Here is a 19,659-nt window from a genome sequence, read left to right on the forward strand (position 1 = left end):
CCATGACTGCCAAATACCTTGCTTTCGCCGCGGTTGCGGCCACCGGCCTGACCGCTTCCGTCGCGAATGCGGGCCAGGTCGTGCTCGATATCGAGATACCGACCCAGAAGGTCGCCGAATATCACAAGCCCTATGTCGTCGGCTGGATCGAGGATACGTCCGGTAATCACGTCGCCAACGCCTTCCTGTGGTACGATACCAAGAAGCAGGAAAATCACGGCGCCCGCTGGCTGAAGGACCTGCGCTCCTGGTGGCGCAAGAGTGGCCGCGACCTGGTCTCGACCGATGGTTTCAGCAGCGCGACACGCGCTCCCGGCCGCAACAGCCTGACCCTGGATACCAATAATTCCGCATTCAAGGGCCTGAAGCCCGGCGCCTACAGCTTCGTCGTCGAGGCTTCGCGCGAACAGGGCGGCCACGACCAGGTAAAGCTGCCGCTGAATTGGAACCCGGCCAGGGCGACGACCGCCACGGCGGCCGGCACCACCGAACTCGGTCAGGTCAAGCTCACCTATAAGCCGTAAATGTCCCTGCCGCTGCCCGCCCTCGATCGTCGCGTCCTGATCCCCGACCTGGTCGCGGAACCGCATCCGCCTGTCGGAACGGTCCGCCACGATCTCGGCGGTTCGGCCTTCGCCACGACCTGGCGGGTCAGCTTCCATGCCGAGGCCGATGCCGTCCTGCTGGGACTGCCGGCGCGGCTGCAGGCAGTGCTGGACGGAATCGACCGGGAAATGAGCCCGTACCGGATCGATTCCGACCTGACGCGTTTCAACTTGGCGCCGGCCGGTACCTTCGTGGCCCTGCCGGCGCGGATGATGACGGTCATACGCCATGCCCTCGCTACGGCGGACCTCACGGATGGTGCTTTCGATCCGGCTATCCTGCCGGCGGTGGAACTGTGGGGCTTTGGCGCTAAGGCTGTGCCCGAGGGGCTGCCGGATACCTCGGTCCTGTCGCCCGGCCGCTGGCGCGATCTCGTCTGGCAGGCGGATGGCATGATCAAGCCAGCGGATGTGCGCCTGGACCTGTGCGCCATTGCCAAGGGGTATGCCGTCGATGCCCTGATGGACCTGCTGAAGGCCGAACCGGGCGTGCGTTCCGCCCTGATCGAGGTTGGAGGCGAACTGAAAGGCTGGAACGTGCAGCCGGACGGCCTGCCGTTCTGGGTCGAGATCGAAACACCGGCTATGACCGCTACCGTGGCCGCGCTGTGCGATCTGGCTGTGGCCACGTCCGGCGAACGGGTGCGTTCGTTCGTGCATGAGGGGCAGGTGCATTCGCACATCATCGACAGCCGTACCCAGGCGCCGACGCGCTCGGGGATTGTCAGCGTGACTGTCTTTGATGCCGAGTGCTGGCGCGCCGACGCCCTGGCCACCGCCCTGATGGTGATGGGGGAAGCAAAAGCCATGGCCTTTGCTGCGACCAGCAATATTCCCTGCCTGGTCTGGCTGCGCGAAGGCGATGGCTTCCGTGAAGCCGTGAGCCCGCGTCTGGAGGCCTGGCTGTGACGCCCTTCCTCGATACCCTGACCACTGACCCCGAACACTGGGCCTGGGCGGGCGGCTTTGGCGCTTTCTTCGTGGCGGTCAGCCTGTGGGCGGCGCTGAAGGGCCGCAAGCGTTCGAACACGACCAGCGACTATCTGGTGCTCTATGCTTCGCAAACCGGACAGGCCGAGGAGATTGCCCGCGACAGCATGGCCTCCCTCGTGGCGGGCGGCCGCGAGGCGCAGGTTCTTTCCACCGACAAGGTGAGCCTGGCGCAATTGAAGGCAGCGAAACATATTCTCTGCGTGATCTCGACCACGGGCGAGGGGGACGCCCCGGACGAAGCCCTGCGCTTCGAGAAGACCCTGATGCGCGAAACGCCGGACCTTTCCGGGCAGCGCGTGGTCGTCCTGGCTCTGGGCGACCGCAAATATCATCAGTTCTGCGCCTTCGGGCACCGTGTTTTCAACTGGCTGGTCTCCTGCGGCGCGGAAGCCGTGGCGCCGGCGGTCGAGGTCGATGATCTCGATGCGGCGGCGCTGAAGAAATGGCATGACCTGCTGGTGGCTCTGGGGGGGCAGGAGACCGTTCATGCCGACGCCGGGCTGCCGTGGCGGCTGGAAACGCGCACGCGCCTCAATCCTCAGGGCAGCCATCCCCTATATCACCTTGGCTTCACCGGCCAGACGGTGGACTGGCAGGCAGGCGATCTCGTTGAAATTACCACGCCGCTTGGCCATCGCCGCGACTATTCGATTGCCAGCCTGCCGCAGGAGGGCCGTCTGGACCTCTATGTCCGCGAAGTGCGCAAGGCTAATGGCGAACGCGGTGACGGTTCCGGCCTGCTGATCGCAGGTCTGGAGACGGGCGGAAGCCTGCCGTTGCGGGTCAAATCACACAAGGGGTTCCATATGCCGGAAGGCGACGGTCCCCTGTTGCTGATCGGCGCCGGATCCGGCCTGGCCGGCCTGCGGGCGCATATCCTTCAGGCGAAGGCGCAGGGGCGCAAGGTCTGGCTGATCTACGGCGAGCGCCATCCGGTGAATGACGGTGCGCTGGCGAACGAAATGACGGCGTGGCGCGAAGCCGGACAACTGGCGCGTCTCGACCTGGTCTTTTCCCGGCCGGATGACGGCCAGGGGCAATATGTCCAGGCGGTGGTGACGGCTAAGGCTTTGGATATCCCGGCCTGGCTGGGCCAGTCTGGCGCCATTCTCTGTTGCGGCGGCCGTGATATGGGGCTGGCAGTCGAGCAGGCGCTGGTGGGCGCGCTCGGCCAGGCCTGGGTCGATGACGCCAAGACTTCCGGCCGATACCGCCGCGATCTTTACTGAATTATATGCGTTTTTGGGAGACACTCATGTTCAAACCTGTCCTGTCCGGCCTTGCCGCCAGCCTCACCATAGCCGCCCTGTTCGCCACGGTTTCCGCTGAGGCACGCACCAGCTATATCCTGCCCTATAATTTCGCGCCGACCGATGCCTATGTCACGGCCGAGGCAGCGACCTCGGAGAACCTCTTCATACCGGAAGGGGCGCTGAAGGTCGACGGCTTCCAGATCATCGACGACAAGGGAGCGGCCACGACGGCCAAGAGCACACAGTTCAAGGAAGTCACCCTGTTTGAAACAGCTCTGCCGCACGAAGGCACCTTCCGCCTGACGACGGGCAATGTGGAAATGCGTTCGATGCAGATGGTTGAGCTCGATGGTCAATGGCGTCCGGTGCGCGGTCCGGGCGGCCCCGGTGGCCCCGGCGGCGGGCAAGGGGGGGCGGCCCCCCAGGGGCAAGGTGCGCCGGGCGGCGGACAGATGCCGCCCCCGCCAGCCATTCCCGCCGATGCCCGGACCGTTACCGTCAAGGGCATGAGCCGCGCCGACAGCTATATTTCGCTGAAAAAACCCTCCGATAGCCTGCCCCCGCTTGAAGGCAAGGGCCTGGAAGTCGCGCCGGTCACCCATCCCAGCCGCCTGTTCGCCGGCGGCACGTTTGATTTCGCCGTGGTGTTCGATGGCAAGCCCCTGCCGGCGGCTGATTTCAAGATCGAGCGCGGCGGCGACCAGTATCGTGACGCCAGCTATGTCTATACCGGCACGACCGGCGCGGACGGCAAGGCGCAGGTGACCTTCGAGACGCCGGGCGTCTATGTCATCGAACTGAACCGCAAGTGGCAGGATGGCGACCAGAGCGATCCGCGCAGCTGGTCCTACAGCCTGACAATTGAAGTCGCGCCCTGACGGACGGCTTCTGCACCTGTCTGCATGGATATTAAGGCCGCCTGGGAGACCAGTGCGGCCTGCCTTTTATGAACAGATTGGCCGTCAGCCGGCCCATGAGCGGATCAGCGCTCAGCGGCATGTCGGAGGGGATAATGCCGGAATGCAGCAGGCTGCCCGGATATATGGCCAGGCGATCCGGCACGGCCTCGATCTCTCCGATCTGTTCGAACCAGGCGTTTGAGCCATTGATATAACCCTCCTGCGGCCATTGCGGGCTTTCGAGCCTGAGCAGGGTGACCAGGGCGTCGACATTTTCGGCCGTCACCCGTTCGATGCCGGTGGCGCGATGGCGGTAGAAGGCCGTGCCCCTTCCCTGTGTCGGGCTGAGATAGTGCAGAATGGCGAGATAGTTCGGATCGGTATCGTCGAAATGCGGCACGCGCTGGTTGGCGGAGAGGGTTTCCGGTCCGCGTGTCACCATGGAAAAGCTGGACTCCAGGATATCGAAGCCGTTGAGACTGTATGTATCGTTGATCAGAGGCGCCGCCGACTGGAGCAGGTCATCGGCATAGGCCTGGGCGGCCGTATCGGCAGGCGTGATGAAGCGCCGCAGGCCCGGATAGTAGGTGCCAGCCGCGGGCGGGAAGGGGGCAAGCCCGGCCGCGAGGTTGCGAATCCGCTCGCAGGCGCCGGTAAAGCCATCCACAATCACGATCCGGCTCTGGTTGTTGCCGATGACCCGCAACTCAGGTGTCATGATTTGTGTCCCCCGTGACAGGATGTTGCGGCTGTTACCTGAAAAGCACATTGTTTTTCACAATAAATACAATGTTTTGCCGCTTGTCATTAATTTGTTTCGCGTTCGACAAGATTGCTTCTTGAAAGCTTGCAAAAACTGTCACCTGGCGGGATTACGGCGGTTTTCCCATGGAACACTGGAGTTCCGTGGGGATATATCATGAAAATCACGCTGTTCACTTCTGTGGCCGCTTTTGCACTGATGAGCGCTGGCCTGGTCCACGCCCAGGATGCTGCGCCTGTTGCCGATGCCGTTGCGCCGGCCGCTTCCGAGCAGGTTACCGAAGTCATCGTCTACGGCCAGGGCCAGAGCCGCCAGACCCAGTCGGTCAAGGCCGACGACATCACCAAGGTAGCGCCGGGCACCAGCCCGCTGAAGGTGCTCGACAAGCTGCCGGGCGTCTCCTTTCAGTCATCCGATCCTTTCGGCGCCTATGAATGGTCGGCCCGCATCTCGGTGCGCGGTTTCAACCAGAACCAGATGGGCTTCACGCTGGATGGCATCACGCTCGGCGACATGTCCTACGGCAACTATAACGGCCTGCACATCTCGCGCGCCATCATCAACGAGGACATCGCCCGTGCCGACCTCTCGCAAGGCGCCGGTTCGCTGGATTCGGCGACTTCGTCCAACATGGGCGGCACCCTGAAGTTCATCTCGCGCGATCCGTCCGAAACGCTCGGTGGCGAACTGGCCGGCACGCTCGGCTCGGATGAGATGCACCGCCTGTACGGCCGCTTTGAAACCGGCGCGATCTCGGCCCTGGGCGGCCTGCGCGGCTATATATCCGCTGTCGACATGAAGACCGACAAGTGGAAGGGCGGCGGCGAGCAGAAGCAGCAGCAGGTCGATGCCAAGGCGGTCCTGCCGATCGGCGAGGGCTCTCTGTCGGCCTTCGTGAACCATTCCGAGCGCCGCGAGCAGGACTATCAGGACATGTCGTTCGAAATGATCGACCGCCTGGGCTATGACTGGGACAACTTCCAGCCCAACTGGCAGCTGGCCAACGAAGTCGCCGCCGCTTACCAGGCTTCCGCCGTGAGCGGCACTGCGGCGACCTATCCCGGTTCAATCGCCACCGTGGATGACGCCTATTATTACGGCGGAGGTGTGCGCGACGACACCCTCTCCGGCATTTCGCTGAACCTGCCGGTGTCCGACAAGCTGAAGTTCAACGGCACCATCTATAACCACACCAACAAGGGCCAGGGCCTGTGGGTCACGCCTTACCTGCCTTCGCCGGGCAATGCCTACATGCAGGCCTTCGCGCCGGCGCTCTATGACGCGACCAGCACCGATGACGCCAATGTCTCGATCCGCACCACGGAATACGACATCGACCGTACCGGCGCTATCGGCGGCGTGGCGCTCGATCTCGGCGCGCATCAGGTTTCGGCCGGCTTCTGGGTGGAAAACAACGACTTCAACCAGGCCCGCCGTTTCTATGGCGAAAGCCTCGAAGCCCCGCACCGCGACAGCCTGGGTTTCCAGAGCAACCCCTTCTATACGCAGTGGGAATATGCCTTTAACACCAAGACCACCCAGTTCTATCTCCAGGATGTCTGGACGATCAGCGAGGCCTTGAAGGTCAACTATGGCTTCAAGTCGCTGGAAACCACCAACAAGGTTGACCAGCTGGTCGGCGGCACCATCAAGGCGGAGCTGAAGTCCAAGGACAACTTCATGCCGCAGGTCGGCGCGGTCTACAAGATCGACAGCCATTACGAAGTCTTCGGCTCCTATTCCGAAAACATGGATGCCTACGTCTCCGCCGCCACGGCCGGTCCGTTCAGCTCGCAGTCGCAAAGCAATATCGACTACGTGAAGGACAACCTGAAGCCGGAATCGTCCAAGACCCTCGAAGGTGGCCTGCGTCTGCGCTTCCCGCAGTTCTCCGGCGTCGCGGCGCTCTATAACGTCAAGTTCGACAACCGTATCCTGGCCGTAGCGCAAGGCTCCGGCATCCAGGGCAATGCCCCGGTGCTGTCGAACGTCGGTGGCGTGACCAGCCAGGGCGTCGAACTGGCCGGCACCTATCGCTTCACCCCGCAATGGAAGCTCTATGCCTCCTACAGCTACAACGACTCCAAGTATGAGGACGATGTTGTCTCGGCGGATGGCACGATCCAGGCCCACACCAAGGACAAGACCGTTGTCAACACGCCGAAGAACCTGCTCAAGACCGAGCTGGGTTATGACAATGGCGCGCTGTTCGGCACGCTGGGTGTCAACTTCACCGGCAAGCGTTACTACACCTATGAAAACATCGGCGGCGAAGTGCCCTCCAGCACGATTTCCGACCTGACCGTCGGTTATCGCTTCGAGAACGTCGGCACCACCATCCAGCTTAACGTCACCAACCTGACGGACGAGAAGTACATCTCCACCATCGGTTCCAACGGCTTCGTCAATTCCGACGCTTCCGGCACGAGCCAGACCATCCTGCCGGGTGCTCCCCGCCAGGTCTTCCTGAACGTTCGTAAAACTTTCTAACTTTTGCTTTACCTGACTTGACCAGCCGCGTTCACCACCGCGGCTGGTTTTTCTTTTCGCAAGGCGCTACCATGATGCATCTTAATCGTCGCCGGCTTCTCGGTGCAGGACTTGCCACCATGGCCGCCGCCACAGTTGCCTATGCCGCCAGTCCGAAACGCCCCCTGATCGTGGGCCACCGCGGCGCGCCGGGCTACCTCCCCGAACACACCATTCCAGGCTATGAACTGGCCATAAAGATGGGTGCCGATTTTATCGAGCCAGATGTGGTCTCCACCTCCGATGGCCATCTGATCGTTCGTCATGAGCCGCTGCTCTCGGTGACGACCGATGTCGTGGATCGTCCCGAATTTGCCGACCGCAAACGTACGCGTACACTCGATGGCATTGAAACAACGGATTTTTTTACCTGCGATTTTACCCTGGCCGAGATTAAACGTCTGCGCGCCCGTCAGGCGTTCGAGGACCGCGACCACAGCCATGACGGCCTCTATCAGGTGCAGACCCTGCAGGAGGTCATCGACCTGGCTCAGGCGAAAAGCCGCGAAACCGGCCGCGCCATCGGCGTCTATCCGGAAGTCAAGCATTCGACCTTTCACCAGCAACTGGGCCTTCCGATTGAGGACAGGCTGCTGGACACCCTGAACCGTGCCGGCCTGGACAAGGCGTCATCGCCGGTCATCATCCAGTCGTTCGAGACCACCAACCTGAAATACCTGCGCGGCAAGACAAAGGTGCGCCTGATGCAACTGATCGACGGTTCGGATACCGATCCGGATACGGGCGCCATGATCCTGAAACCGCCGTCCGACAAGCCCTATGACTGGGTGGTGGCCGGCCGGGCAGGGGATAACCTCGATCAGCTGTCGCCGGCGGGGCTGAAGGCCATTGCCGCCTATGCCGATATCGTGGCGCCATGGAAGCGCCACCTGATCAGTTTCGCCAAGGGGCAACTGGTGCGCCGCAAGGATATCGTTGACAATGCCCATGCCTGTGGTTTGCAGGTCCATAGCTGGACGATGCGCAATGACCGCCTGGACCCGTATTACAAGAACAATGCCCAGGCGGAATATTTCGACCTGTTTGACCTGGGCGTGGATGGCCTTTTCACCGATTTCGCCGATGCCGGCGTCAGGGCTCGCGATGCCTGGATGGGGGCTCGGAAAGGCTGAATTTAAAAACTTTGGAAAAAGCGAATTTAGCGCTTGTCATGGCAAAATAATTGGCTATGTTCCGCGCCTCACCGCCGGGGTCACCAAGCCCGGCAGGTTACGAAGATTGGTTCGGGTGTGTAGCTCAGTTGGTAGAGCAGCTGACTCTTAATCAGCGGGTCCACGGTTCGAGTCCGTGCCCACCCACCAATTTCTTCTCTTATTTCAATAAAATATGCTGATTTCTGTGCGCGTCAAGTTGTGGCTCGCATAAAAGAAACGGCTCTGCGTTTAGAGGCAGAGCCGTCTGCGGTGTCTTGAGAATTCTGGATCGCTATTTCACCGACCGGATCGGCAGGACGAAGAACGACCCCGCGAAGACGAAGACCAGGGCGGCGATGAACAGCACGCGATAGTCGGTATGGAAATATTTCAGCAATTGCGCCGCCATGACCGGTGAGATGATCTGCGGAATATTGACGGCGGTGGTCAGCAGGCCGAGATCCTTGCCGGCTTCGCCCGTGTCTTTCGGCAGAACCTGGGTCATGAGCGCCATGTCGATCGACATAAAGGCGCCGTAGCCTATACCGATCAGGGCCGCATATCCGTACATGCCTTCGAGGTTCGGCATGAACAGCGGTACGACCAAAGCCGCGCCCATGATCAGGCTGGCGGCAAAGACGAACGGCTTGCGGCGCTTGATCCAGTCAGACAACACGCCCGACAGGAAGGAAGAGGTCATGACGCAGACGAAGGTGATGGCCGAGACCGTGCCGATGACGATATTGGCCTGATCGGTGCCCAGGCCGATATAGTCCTGCAGGATGTAGAGCAGATAGGTGACGATGGCCTGATAGCCCATATAGATGGTGAAGCGGCCGGCAAAGGCCCACCAGAAATCGGGATAGGCCTTGGGATCGATCCAGAAGCCCTTGAGGAAGTCGCCGGCGCGGAATTTGGCCAGCGGCTCTCCCTTAGATGAGGTGTCGTGGTTGAGGATAACGAAGGCAATACAGCAGAAGGCAATCGCGCCGGCGAAGACGGCATAGGCCAGCGGCATATTGTTGGCCAGACGCCCGGCGACGATCATGCCGACCGTACCCCCGGCGGTCATGCCGGCGCCGACAAAGCCGGAGGCGGTGCCGCGGGCATGTTCGGGGAAGCGGTCGGCGACCACGGTGGTCAGGGCCGGTTGCATGGAGTTGAGCGCGATGGCGGCGATGACCCAGACGGCCGTAATGGTCCAGAAGGTTGGCATATAGGCGACGCTGGCCAGCGCAATGGCGCCGATTACCGAACCGGCGACGATCCATGGCGTGCGGCGGCCCCATTTTGAGCGGGTGCGGTCTGAAAAGGCGCCGGCGATGGGGGTGGTCAATGTTGAGAAGATCGAGGTGACGAAGAACATCAGGCCGAGGTTCTCTACCTTGTGCGCCGGATCGAGCGTGGCGATCTGGTTGGGCAACAGCACGGCCAGCACGCCGCAATAGAGCGCCAGCAGCATGAAGAAACAGACGAACAGCGAGCACAGCAGCAGCCAGCGGCGGCCGCCTTCGACATGCGGGATGCCGGAAAAGGAAACGGCGGGCGCTTCGGTCAGGGTGGGTTGCTGGTCCATTGTTTCCTCTTTTTTTATAAATGATAGACGGTCCGGGCGGTGCCTGACCAGACCTCTGTTTGCTGATCCTGCGGCAGATAGGCGATGGCAGCGGCCACGACGGCCTGCCAGCGCGCATAGCCGCCAGCGAGATTAACCACCGGCCAGTCACCGCCGAACAGGCAGCGTGAGGGACCAAAGGCGCTCAGGGCGTGATCGAGGTAAGGGCGGAGCTGTTCGGGCGTCCAGTGGTCCCAGTCGGCCTCGGTCGGCAGGCCGGATAGCTTGCAAAAGACATTAGGCAGGGCGGACAGATTATTGATTTCGTTGATCCAATCGTCGCCGGACATATCCGCGCCATGGGCCTTGATATCCGGCTTGCCGAGATGATCGAGAACGACACGCGCCTCGGGCACAGCCGCGAATAACCGGTCCAGCGCCCGGCGCAGTTCCGGCAATTGGCGGGCGCGGATGCACATATCCAGGCTGAAACCCGCCTGCGCAGCGGCGATCAGTCCGGCCACATAGCCGTCCGAGGTCATAAAGCCGTCGGGCTCATTCTGCGCATTTCGGCGGATGCCGACGACCTTCGGCTTGGCTTTCAGGGCGTGAATATGCGGCGTGTCACCGAGTTCCAGCGGCGCATAGGCGACGATACCCAGAATGGGAAAGTCGAGAGTGTTGATCCAGTCGACCTCATCCAGCGCCTCGGCGCAATCGGCCTGAACAAAGATCGCGCCTTCGAGAGACGCGCCCGTCGCTGCAAATTCTTCCGGGCCCATATGACCGCTGATCGCCGGCACATATTGCAGCCAGTCATAGGTCAGCTGTTGCGGATTCCAGAAATGCAGGTGGGCGTCAATCATTGATCACTGGCCTGCCTTGCCGCCATTGCCGGGCAGAATGTCCCAGCCCTGGTTCAGCACCGGCGCCAGAACAGCCTCGACCCGCGCCAGCAGACCCGGGTCGATCGGTTCGGACAGAGCGGCCACATTATCGCGCATATTGGCCGGACTGGAGGAGCCGATGACGGTCGTCGCCATGCCGTTTTTCACCGCGCCCTGCAGAGCGAATTGCAGGGCCAGTTTCGAGATATCGCTGCCGGCCTCAGTGCAGATCCGAGCGGCCTCGGCGGCGGCGGCATGGACCGTAGGATGGCCCGGATGCCAGTCGGGCGGGCCACGGCGAGTCAGCAGGCCCATGCCCAATGGCGAGGCATTGAAAACATTGATCCCTTTCGCCTGAAGCCGCCGGGCCACCGGCGCCAGACGTTGATCCTGGAGCGTGTAGGTGCAGTAGGCCATGACGGTATCGACGCGCTGCTCGACAGCGACCTTTTCCAGCAGGGCGAGATCGTAACCGGTAATACCGACAAGGCTTATGACGCCCTGACGCTTCAAATCATGCAGGGTGGGGAGGGCCTCGCTGATCAATTGTTGATAGTCGCCCATCTCGATATCGTGGCATTGCAGGATATCGATATGGCCGCATTTCAGACGGCTGAGGCTGGCATCCAGACTCGCCAAGGTGGCTTCGCGCGAGAAATCCCACTCCTTGTCGCCATAGCGGCCGATCTTGGTGGCCAGCACATAGGAGTCCCGCGGCACACCCGTAAGGGCGTGTCCCAAAGCGGTCTCGGCCCTGGTCAGGCCGTAATAGGGCGCGACATCGATGAAATTGACGCCCAGCTCCAGCGCGGTCTGCACGGTCTGGTCGGCATGAGTTTGCGAAACGTCTGAATAGACGCTGCCAAGCGAAGCGGCACCCAGGGCAAGCGCGGATATGGCAGGGCCATGCGGACCTAATCGAATCGTCTGCATCTCGGTTTTCATTTCGCTTTTCTGGTCAATTTTTCAGTTTTCCGGCACCAGCCGCAGGCCGGCGCGAGCCGGGCGGACATGGGGGCCGCCCGTAACATTCCACTGGCCGGACTGACGCTTGTCGAGGATCGCGGCCTCGTCGACCGTAATGCCGAGGCCCGGCGTATCGCCCAGAATGATGCCGCCATCGGCAACCTCCTGATCGACCGTCAGGCCGAAGGGCACCTTCCAGTCCTGAACCTCGACCGTCAGCAGGTTGGGCACGGCCGCCGCGGCATGCGCCACCGGATTACCATTATACCCGACCGGCGAGACCGGCAGGTTATGGGCATGGGCGGCCATGGCCACGCGGTTGAAATGGGTGATGCCCCAGACCATACCGGCCTGGACGACATCGACCGCGCCGGCGGCAAGAAGCGGCAGGTATTGGTCAAGCCCTGTCAGGTTTTCACCCGTGGCCACCGCGCATTTGGAGGCGCGGCTAATGACGGCGTGGCCCTCGGCGTCCCAGCGACGCACAGGTTCTTCGATCCAGGTCAGGTCGAGATGCTGTTCGATCTCGGCGATATGACGCACGGCCTGCTTGCGTGACCAGGATTCGTTGACATCGAACATGATGGCGGGGCGGGGCGTGTTGCGACTCAGAACCTCGCGTACGCCCAGCATCCGGCGGATATCGCGCGTGATATTGCGCCCGCCTTTCAGCTTGGCCGAGCTGTAGCCGCGTTCCGCCCATTGGCCGTAGAGGGCGTACAGCTCGTCATCGTCCAGGCCCATGCACAGGCCGGAGGCATAGCCGGGCACGAAGCGGTCGCGCGCGCCAAGGGTACGCCACAATGGCTCGCCCGCCATCTTTGCCTTCAGATCCCACAGGGCCATGTCGACGGCGCCGATAGCGCCATAGGTGGCGCCGGCATGACCGCTCTTGAAAACATGGGCGAGCATCCGGTCGTAAAGCGCTGAAACTGCACGTGGATCTTCACCTTCAATAGCGGGAAACACACGGTCAATATCGCCGTGGGCGCCCAGACCCACGCCGGTCAGTCCCTCATCGGTTTCGAGAAGCAGGATCGGTACATCGGTGATGCCGGAGCGCACCAGCCCGTTGACATCTCCGATCGGACGGCCCCAGTCGTGTATGGTGGTGAGGCTGCGATAGCCGGTAATCTTCATCTGGGGTCTTTCTGGTCGTTTCGTCCCATTGATCGGGCGGATCGCCTGCCTCACCGGCGGGAGGAATTCCGCAATGTGAAGTTATAATATGTATGATGAAAATTAACATCGCGTTCCGGACTTGGCAAGGGCTGAAATGGCGTCCTTGCAGGTTTGAAATAATAAGCCGTTGAATTGCTTTATAATAAGACTTGCGGGTTGTTGAAAAATATATGACATATTCTGAATGAAGCGGGTCGCTGCGGGATTGAAGCCCATGTGAATTTCCGCGATCCGTGTTACGCTTAATGAGAATCGACTTTCCGGGATATGAGCCCCTTGAATACCACCGTAGCCTTTTCCGCCCGCAATGCCCGCCGCCGTCCACGCCTAGCCGTGGCCGTGGTCGAAGATCTCGTGACCGCCATCGTAACCGAGGTCTATCCGGCCGGCTCGGCCTTGCCGCCGGAAAACGTGCTGTGCGATATGTTCGAGGTCAGCCGCACCGTCATCCGCGAGGCGACCACGGCCATGACCGAAAAAGGCCTGGTGGTCTCGCAGCAGGGGCGTGGCACGATCGTGCAGGATTCATCGCACTGGAGCCTGCTCGATCCGATGGTGCTTGGCGCCCTGTTCCAGCGCGATGACGGCCTGAGCTATCTCGATAACCTGATCGAGATTCGCGTCACCCTGGAAGCCTCTATGGCCGCCAAGGCCGCCCAGAAGGCCACGGTCGAGGATCTGGCCGAACTGAAGGGCCAGATGGAAAGACTGGAAAGTCTGATCCAGACCCCGGCCGCCTATGTGCATGAGGATGTCAGGTTCCACGATATCATCATGCGGGTTTCGGGAGACCGCCTGAGCGAAGCCATCATCAATTCGATCCAGGGCAAGGCGCTGAAGAACCTGAACTATTCCGGAAAGCTCAATGTCGAGCATATCAAGGAAACCCATGCGGCCCATGCGGAGGTCTATCAGGCGATCCTGAAACATGATGGCGAAGCGGCGGCCAAGGCCATGCGTGACCATATCGAAAGTTCGTGGAAGAAGCGCCGGCCAACGAGCCTGAAAGCCTGATTTCGGCCTTCAGGAGCGGAGGATCAGCCGATAGCGATATCCGTTCCATTCTTCTGAACGATCTGGCTGGCGGCAAAACCTTCGATCCGGCCCCCCTTCACATCGTCCAGAACGATGGCGGGCCGGGCATCGGCTTTTTCCACGTCGAACTGACAGTCACGTAAGTTCAGGCCGCGCACATTGCGTCCATAGAAGCCATAGGCGGGCAGGGGGCCCATGAAACTGACCTCCAGGCTGGTTTCACGCTTTTCCTTCGGTGTCCGGGTCGCGTCTTCCGCCGTGCCGCCGCCGGCGCTGACGACATGTAGCTTTGAAAAGCTGACATCCATCACCGGGGCATCGGGAATGCCCTGCACGCCGCAGGGATAGCGGCCATCGGCACCGGACACGTCAATATTATCAAAACGCACCCGCCGGCAGGTGCCGACCGCCGTGCCCGCTGGCGCGCGCAACCGGGCCGCCTGGCGGACAAACAGGGGGTGGTTGACCGGGTTTCGCAGGATGATGTTCGAGACGACGACATCCTCCAGTACACCGCCATCGACCACGCCGACCAGGATGCCGCGGGTGTTTTCGCACAGGCAATCGCTGATCAGTATATTTCGGAAACCGCCATTGCTCTCCGTGCCGAGCTTGATACGGCCGAGCACGCCGATATCGTCCACCGAGCGGTAATCCGACAGGCGATAGCTGCCATCGAGCACGGAGCCGGTCTCGAAACCCGAGGTCTGGCAATGGCTTATGATAATATTCTCACAAATGACCGGGCGGCCGAGGGCATAGCTCGATTTGACGACAATGCCGTCATCATGCGGGGCATTGACTCGACAGCCGGTCACGCGCACATCGCGGCAGCAATCGATATCGATGCCGTCCCGGTTGGTGTCGACCGTGATGCTGTCAATGATTGAATTGGTGCAGCCGAGCAGGTGGCAGGCGAAGTGTCCGCCTTCGAGAATGGTCACGTCACGCACCAGCGCATTGCGGCAGTTTTTCAGGCCGATCGCGCGGAGGCCCTGGCCCTGCGTGGCGATTTCCTTCGGATCGGCGCTGCGCGGTGCGATCCAGCCGGTGGCGCCATGCCAGCGGGCACCCGGATCTTCACGCACCAGCCCCTTACCGTGGATCAGGCCGCGCCCGATGATCGAGACGTGATCGGCGCCATCGGCATAGATCAGGCTGCAATGGAACTGGGTGATGCCGAAGTCCTGGAACTGTTCCGGCAAATCAGCCTCGGCCAGGTCATAGCCGCCTGTGTGGATCGCCGGATTAGCGGCTTCAAGCACGCAGCCTTCGGCAAGCAAAAGCGTAATATGATCAAACAGACGCAGCGAAAAGCTGAGATAATGCCCGGCCGGCAGCAGGACCGTGCCGCCACCGGCCCGGCGGGCAGCGGCGATAGCCGTATTGATCGCCGGGCTGTCGAGCGTGACGCCATCGCCGCGTGCGCCGAAGTCGCGGACATTGAACAGGCCATTCGCCGCGAAAGCCGGCAAGGCGATCAGCGCCGCCACCCCCGTGAGCAGTGACCGCCGGATCATTCCTTGCGCGTCTTTTCGGCGATGGGCGAACCGTCCGGCTTCGGCAGGCCGGCAGGACGCGCCAAGGGCTTCACGGCGCCGAATTCGACCGGCCCGGCCTCCGGCATGATGCCGGCATTGGCCATGACCTGCTTCGCCGCTTCCGGCCACTGGCCATCCGTAATCAGGTGGTCGTCAAGAATCAGATCTTCCTGATAGGGCGTCCAGATGCCGCCGGTCTTGGTGGTATTGTGCCAGTTGCCGCGGGCCGTATTGTTGACCGAGGTGCGCAGGGGCAGGGCGCCGCGCGCCGTATTGATGTTCAGCCAGACGCCGGCATCTTCCACCACATTATGGCGCGCCAGTATGCCGCGTGAGCCCTCGTCGAAATAGAGGGCGATACGGTCGCCGATATCGAAGACATGGTTTTCGGCGAAGACGCAATCCGGGCAGGCGCCAAGATTATAGATGGCGCCGCCGTCGCTGAAGAGCTGCTTGACCTTGTAGACGCGGTTGAAGCCGACAAAGACGTCCTTGTGCGTCGTCGGCGTGTCATAGACCGGCTGGCCGCCGCCGCCCTGGGCCACGGCGTCATAACCGCGCTGGCGGGTGCGGTAGTTGGGGTTGCCGCCGGCATCGACATAGCCCCAGCCATAACCGACATCGATCGCATCATAAGGGGCGCCGGAAATGTCGTTATGGATGATGACCGTATTCCACACATAGGTGGAAAGGATGGCGGCATTGTCCTTGTAATCCTGGCTGACGTTCTGGACCAGGTTGTTCTCGACCAGCAACTGGCGATTGGTCAGATTGCCGGAAGACGGATGGTGCGCATCCGGCAGCACGCCGCCGGAGGAAATGGCGCCGCCGGCCAGATCGGTGAAGACATTGCGCGAAACGATGATATCGGCCGTGGCCAGGCCCTGGCCGGTCAGATTGGCATTGGTGTCATTGCCGATGCCGAGCGCATACTGGCCGAGATGGGCGAAGACATTGCCATCGAGCACGATATGCTGGGCAGCGGCAATCTGCACGGCGGCGGGCGTCTGGTGCCATTTGTCGCGCACGGTCTCGAATTCCGGGCAGCCGGTCTTGCAAACCTGAAGCACGTTCTTCGGATAGACGGCGGCCCGGTCGGTCAGGAAGGAACCGCTCTGCTGGCTGGCGAAGCCTTCCGGTGAGGAGGGGCCCATCCATGAACTGTAGGAGAATTGCAGGCCGGTAAAGGTCAGGTCGGTGACCGGGGCTTCCGGCGTACCGGCCGCGCTGACCAGCACCTCCAGGCGCGGCAGGATGACCTTCGCCTTGGCCATATCTACCCCGTCGGCGGGCTTGTAATAGAGCTTGCCGGCGGCCGGATCGATATACCACTGGTTGGCCTTGGTCAGGAAGGCCAGGCTGTTTTGCAGATAGAGGTGCGACCATTCCGGATGGAACGGGTAGGGGATGCTGTCATAGCCCCAGATATTGTTGGCCCAGGCCGGTTGCTGCATGGTGAGGCTATTGCCGCTGATGGTTTCCACCGGTGAGAAGCGCGAGGTGAAGAAACCCTGGCTCTCGATTTCGATCCGTTTCTGGTCCGGCAGTTTTTCCAACCAGGCGAAGCGCTTGTCTTTCAGCACCATGCCGGTTTCGGTGAAGCTTACCGCGTCGCGCGGCAATTCCACCTGGGCGCGTTCGGCCAGGGCGTCATTGACCCAGAGCTGGCGGCTGTCCGTCCCCTTCGGCACATCGGCGACATAGATGTGCTGTTTGGCGTCATGGACGCGCCAGCCGGTGACCGGCACCCCGCCGGAAAGCACCGGATGCGCCTGCGGGGCGGCCTGCCAGGTGACGGTAAAGCCCTTCTGCCCGCCATCGGCCTGGGTGAAGACGAGTGGCGCCGACAGCGGATAGGTGCCATCGGCCAGGATAACGGCCACATCGCCCGCGGCATTGAACTGGCGCACGGCGGCCTGGGCACGGGGCAGGGTTTTGAAAGGGTGCGCCGCCGAGCCGTCGCCGGCGTCATCGCCTGCGGGGGAGACATGGATATCGTGACTGGGATGATCCCATTTCGTCTGGGCCTGTACGGGCAGAGCGACCAGGGGCGGTGTGGCGATAAGGGCCAGGGCGGCGAAAAGGCGGCGATCAACAGGCATTATCCACTCCCACGGGACTATGTTTTTGCGCGGCTTGAACCGCATTTATGCGTCATCCTTCAAACATAATACATCATATGTCAAGGGTGTGATGTGTTCGCAAAAGCTTACATCATCCTGATTTTTTGTCCTGAAGCTACGCATGGCAAGCCTATGGCCATGAAGGCTAAAGCAAGACATCGAGCAATATCGCTCCGCTCGGACCCTTTATCTGAGGTATTCAAATGCTCAACTTTCCCAAATTCAAAGCCGGCGGTTTTGCCCTGGCCCTCGCCCTGACCACCACCGCCCTGGTACCGGCCGTTATGCCGCAGGCGGCCGAGGCCGCCACCAAGGCCGATATCAACAACGATTCCCAGTCGGCGCTGAATTCGCTCTATGCCGGCAATGCCACGGCCAAGCTGATTGGCTCGCGTGCCAAGGCCATCCTGATCTTCCCCAGCATCGTCAAGGCAGGGCTTGTCTTTGGCGGCGCCTATGGCGAAGGCGAATTGCTCGCCAATGGCGGGGTGGAGAACTACTACAACTCCTTCTCCGGTTCCTGGGGGCTGCAGGCCGGTGCCCAATCCTACGGCTATGCGGTCTTCCTGATGACCGACAGCGCCGTGAAGTACCTGCATGACAGTTCGGGTCTGGAAATCGGTGTGGGCCCAACCGTGGTGGTGGTCGATGAGGGCGTGGCACGCAACCTCTCGACCTCTACCCTGAAGGACGACGCCTATGCCTTCATTTTCGATCAAAAGGGCCTGATGGCCGGCGTCTCCATCGAAGGCACCAAGATATCCAAGATCAAACAGTAGTCCCCCAGGTTTGATCTTGCCATGGGCCCTCCGGTTACCCCTGCCGGAGGGCTCTTTTTATTCCAGGGTCAGTCCACCCAGTCCTTTTTGATCGTGCGTGAGGCCAGGGCCATCAGGACCGCTGCCACGATGTAAAAGCCGAGCCCGATGACGAAGGCCCATTTCATCGAATCGGCGCCGTAGTGGGGTTTCAGCAGATCCGACAGTTTGCCGAAAAAGTAGGGACCGACGCACAACCCGATCAGGTTGGTGATCAGCAGGAACAGGGCCGACATCTGAGACCGTGAATTGGCCGGGGCCAGATGCTGGGTTGCCGCCAGCAACGGCCCGATCCAGGTCAGGCCGAGCGCCTGGGGGATCAGCACGAACAGAAACGCCATCTGTGGCGTCTTGGCCATGACACACAGGGCATAGAGCGGCGCCGAGATGATAAAGGCGATGGCGGGTATCAGTGGGTAAGCGAATTTATGCCCCGGCCCCAGACGATCACCCAGCCAGCCGCCTCCGAAAATGCCGGCAATACCGCTGATCAGAAAGGCCCCGGCGAACAGTTCCGATCGGCTGACGATATCCATATGCAGCGAGCGCGCCAGGAAGGTCGGGAACCAGTACAGGAAGCCATAGCCGACCAGTGAAGCGCAGGCCGTGCCGAAGGAAATCAGCCAGAAGGTCGGCTTGCCGGCCGCGAGCCGGACCACGCCCATCAGATTAAGCTGACCGGTCTGCGGTTTGTCGAAGCGACCGCGTACCGGGTCTTTCACTAGCAGACGTAAGACCGGCGCCAGCAGGACGCCAAGGCCGCCAATCACCAGAAAGGCCCAGCGCCAGTTTACCGTCGCCGCCATCAGCCCGCCAAACAGGATACCGGCGGCGCTGCCGAGCGGAATGGCCAGGGAATAGAGCGACAGGGCGCGGGCGCGCTGCTTCGGCGGATAGAGGTCGGAAATCAGGCTGTAGGCTGGTGGCGTCCCTCCAGCTTCACCGATTCCGACGCCCATGCGCGCCAGGAACAGTTGCGGAAACGAGCCGGCCAGTCCGCATACGGCGGTGAAGCCCGACCAGATCGCCAGCGCAGTAGTCATGATCCAGACGCGGGAATAGCGATCCGCCAGCCAGGCCACGGGAATGGCCAGCACGCTGTAAAGCAGGCCGAATGCCAGCCCGCCCATCCAGCCCAACTGGGCATCATTGAGGTGCAGCTCGGCGGCGATCGGCTCCTTGAGAATGCTCAGGATCTGGCGGTCGAGAAAGTTCAGCGCATAGACCGCGATCAGCAGGCACAGCGTAAACGATCGGCCTTTCACAGGCGTGGTTTCCGATGACATGGTCCGTCTCCCCATCTTCGCCGCCTTCATAGGCGTATCCGGGACATCCGACAAAGGAAAAGCGGTGGTT

At 61.5% G+C, this 19,659-nt stretch carries 16 protein-coding genes and 1 tRNA gene; 9 read left to right on the forward strand and 8 right to left on the reverse strand.

Annotated elements, in window-relative coordinates:
• Positions 1-2: 2 nt before the first annotated feature.
• From QM647_RS10535 to QM647_RS10550, 4 genes are read left to right on the forward strand one after another with little or no spacing between them, the layout of a single operon-like run.
• Entirely contained in the window at positions 3-524 is a 522-nt protein-coding gene (locus QM647_RS10535) for a DUF2271 domain-containing protein (RefSeq protein ID WP_414995470.1), read from the forward strand.
• Complete coding sequence (locus tag QM647_RS10540) at positions 525-1,514, forward strand: FAD:protein FMN transferase (protein WP_414995471.1); 990 nt, start codon at positions 525-527, stop codon at positions 1,512-1,514.
• Positions 1,511-2,827, forward strand: a complete 1,317-nt coding sequence (locus QM647_RS10545; protein WP_414995472.1) for an NADPH cytochrome P450 oxidoreductase family protein — start codon at positions 1,511-1,513, stop codon at positions 2,825-2,827. Before QM647_RS10540 ends, QM647_RS10545 begins: the two co-directional genes overlap by 4 nt.
• 26 nt (positions 2,828-2,853) lie before the next feature.
• Complete coding sequence (locus QM647_RS10550; RefSeq protein WP_414995473.1) at positions 2,854-3,729, forward strand: DUF4198 domain-containing protein; 876 nt, start codon at positions 2,854-2,856, stop codon at positions 3,727-3,729.
• A 31-nt stretch (positions 3,730-3,760) separates the two neighbouring features.
• Here QM647_RS10550 and QM647_RS10555 read toward each other — a convergent pair whose 3' ends face one another.
• Positions 3,761-4,468, reverse strand: coding sequence for a DUF6445 family protein (locus QM647_RS10555; RefSeq protein WP_414995474.1), 708 nt, complete (start codon positions 4,466-4,468; stop codon positions 3,761-3,763).
• 201 nt (positions 4,469-4,669) lie between these two features.
• On the opposite strand from QM647_RS10555, the gene QM647_RS10560 reads away from it, so the two are divergent.
• The 3 genes from QM647_RS10560 to QM647_RS10570 all read left to right on the forward strand — a co-directional run bounded on the left by QM647_RS10560 (position 4,670) and on the right by QM647_RS10570 (position 8,364).
• Positions 4,670-7,003, forward strand: a complete 2,334-nt coding sequence (locus QM647_RS10560) for a TonB-dependent receptor (RefSeq protein ID WP_414995475.1) — start codon at positions 4,670-4,672, stop codon at positions 7,001-7,003.
• 71 nt (positions 7,004-7,074) lie between these two features.
• Entirely contained in the window at positions 7,075-8,175 is a 1,101-nt protein-coding gene (locus tag QM647_RS10565) for a glycerophosphodiester phosphodiesterase (RefSeq protein ID WP_414995476.1), read from the forward strand.
• Between the two features lie 113 nt (positions 8,176-8,288).
• Positions 8,289-8,364 (forward strand) — tRNA-Lys (locus QM647_RS10570).
• Positions 8,365-8,488: 124 nt separating this feature from the next.
• Here QM647_RS10570 and QM647_RS10575 read toward each other — a convergent pair.
• The 4 genes from QM647_RS10575 to QM647_RS10590 are packed head-to-tail and all read right to left on the reverse strand — an operon-like array spanning position 8,489 to position 12,744.
• Positions 8,489-9,772: an MFS transporter gene (locus QM647_RS10575; protein ID WP_414995477.1), complete on the reverse strand. Its 1,284-nt coding sequence runs from the start codon at positions 9,770-9,772 to the stop codon at positions 8,489-8,491.
• A 14-nt stretch (positions 9,773-9,786) separates the two neighbouring features.
• Positions 9,787-10,617 (reverse strand): amidohydrolase family protein, encoded by an 831-nt coding sequence (locus QM647_RS10580; protein WP_414995478.1) that lies wholly within the window; start codon positions 10,615-10,617, stop codon positions 9,787-9,789.
• 3 nt (positions 10,618-10,620) lie between these two features.
• Positions 10,621-11,583 carry an aldo/keto reductase gene (locus tag QM647_RS10585; protein ID WP_414995479.1) on the reverse strand — a complete coding sequence of 321 codons (963 nt, stop codon included), beginning with the start codon at positions 11,581-11,583 and terminating at the stop codon, positions 10,621-10,623.
• Between the two features lie 21 nt (positions 11,584-11,604).
• The gene (locus QM647_RS10590) at positions 11,605-12,744 is read right to left on the reverse strand and encodes a mandelate racemase/muconate lactonizing enzyme family protein (RefSeq protein WP_414995480.1); all 1,140 of its coding nucleotides are present in this window, start codon (positions 12,742-12,744) and stop codon (positions 11,605-11,607) included.
• A gap of 318 nt (positions 12,745-13,062) precedes the next feature.
• Here QM647_RS10590 and QM647_RS10595 point away from each other — a divergent pair, with 318 nt between their 5' ends.
• Positions 13,063-13,800, forward strand: coding sequence for a FadR/GntR family transcriptional regulator (locus QM647_RS10595; protein ID WP_414995481.1), 738 nt, complete (start codon positions 13,063-13,065; stop codon positions 13,798-13,800).
• Positions 13,801-13,823: 23 nt separating this feature from the next.
• Here QM647_RS10595 and QM647_RS10600 read toward each other — a convergent pair whose 3' ends face one another.
• Together QM647_RS10600 and QM647_RS10605 are read right to left on the reverse strand one after the other, a co-directional pair.
• On the reverse strand, positions 13,824-15,341 hold the full coding sequence (locus tag QM647_RS10600) for a glycoside hydrolase family 28 protein (RefSeq protein WP_414995482.1): 1,518 nt from the start codon (positions 15,339-15,341) through the stop codon (positions 13,824-13,826).
• Positions 15,338-17,464, reverse strand: a complete 2,127-nt coding sequence (locus tag QM647_RS10605; RefSeq protein WP_414995483.1) for a right-handed parallel beta-helix repeat-containing protein — start codon at positions 17,462-17,464, stop codon at positions 15,338-15,340. The genes QM647_RS10600 and QM647_RS10605 overlap by 4 nt, the downstream gene beginning before the upstream one ends.
• A 224-nt stretch (positions 17,465-17,688) precedes the next feature.
• Here QM647_RS10605 and QM647_RS10610 point away from each other — a divergent pair, with 224 nt between their 5' ends.
• Positions 17,689-18,264 carry a YSC84-related protein gene (locus QM647_RS10610; RefSeq protein ID WP_414995484.1) on the forward strand — a complete coding sequence of 192 codons (576 nt, stop codon included), beginning with the start codon at positions 17,689-17,691 and terminating at the stop codon, positions 18,262-18,264.
• A 68-nt stretch (positions 18,265-18,332) separates the two neighbouring features.
• Here QM647_RS10610 and QM647_RS10615 read toward each other — a convergent pair whose 3' ends face one another.
• Entirely contained in the window at positions 18,333-19,604 is a 1,272-nt protein-coding gene (locus QM647_RS10615; protein WP_414995485.1) for a spinster family MFS transporter, read from the reverse strand.
• Between the last annotated feature and the right edge of the window lie 55 nt (positions 19,605-19,659).

Origin of the sequence: Asticcacaulis sp., assembly GCF_047605585.1 — a bacterium.
In the GTDB taxonomy this organism is placed as follows: domain Bacteria; phylum Pseudomonadota; class Alphaproteobacteria; order Caulobacterales; family Caulobacteraceae; genus Asticcacaulis.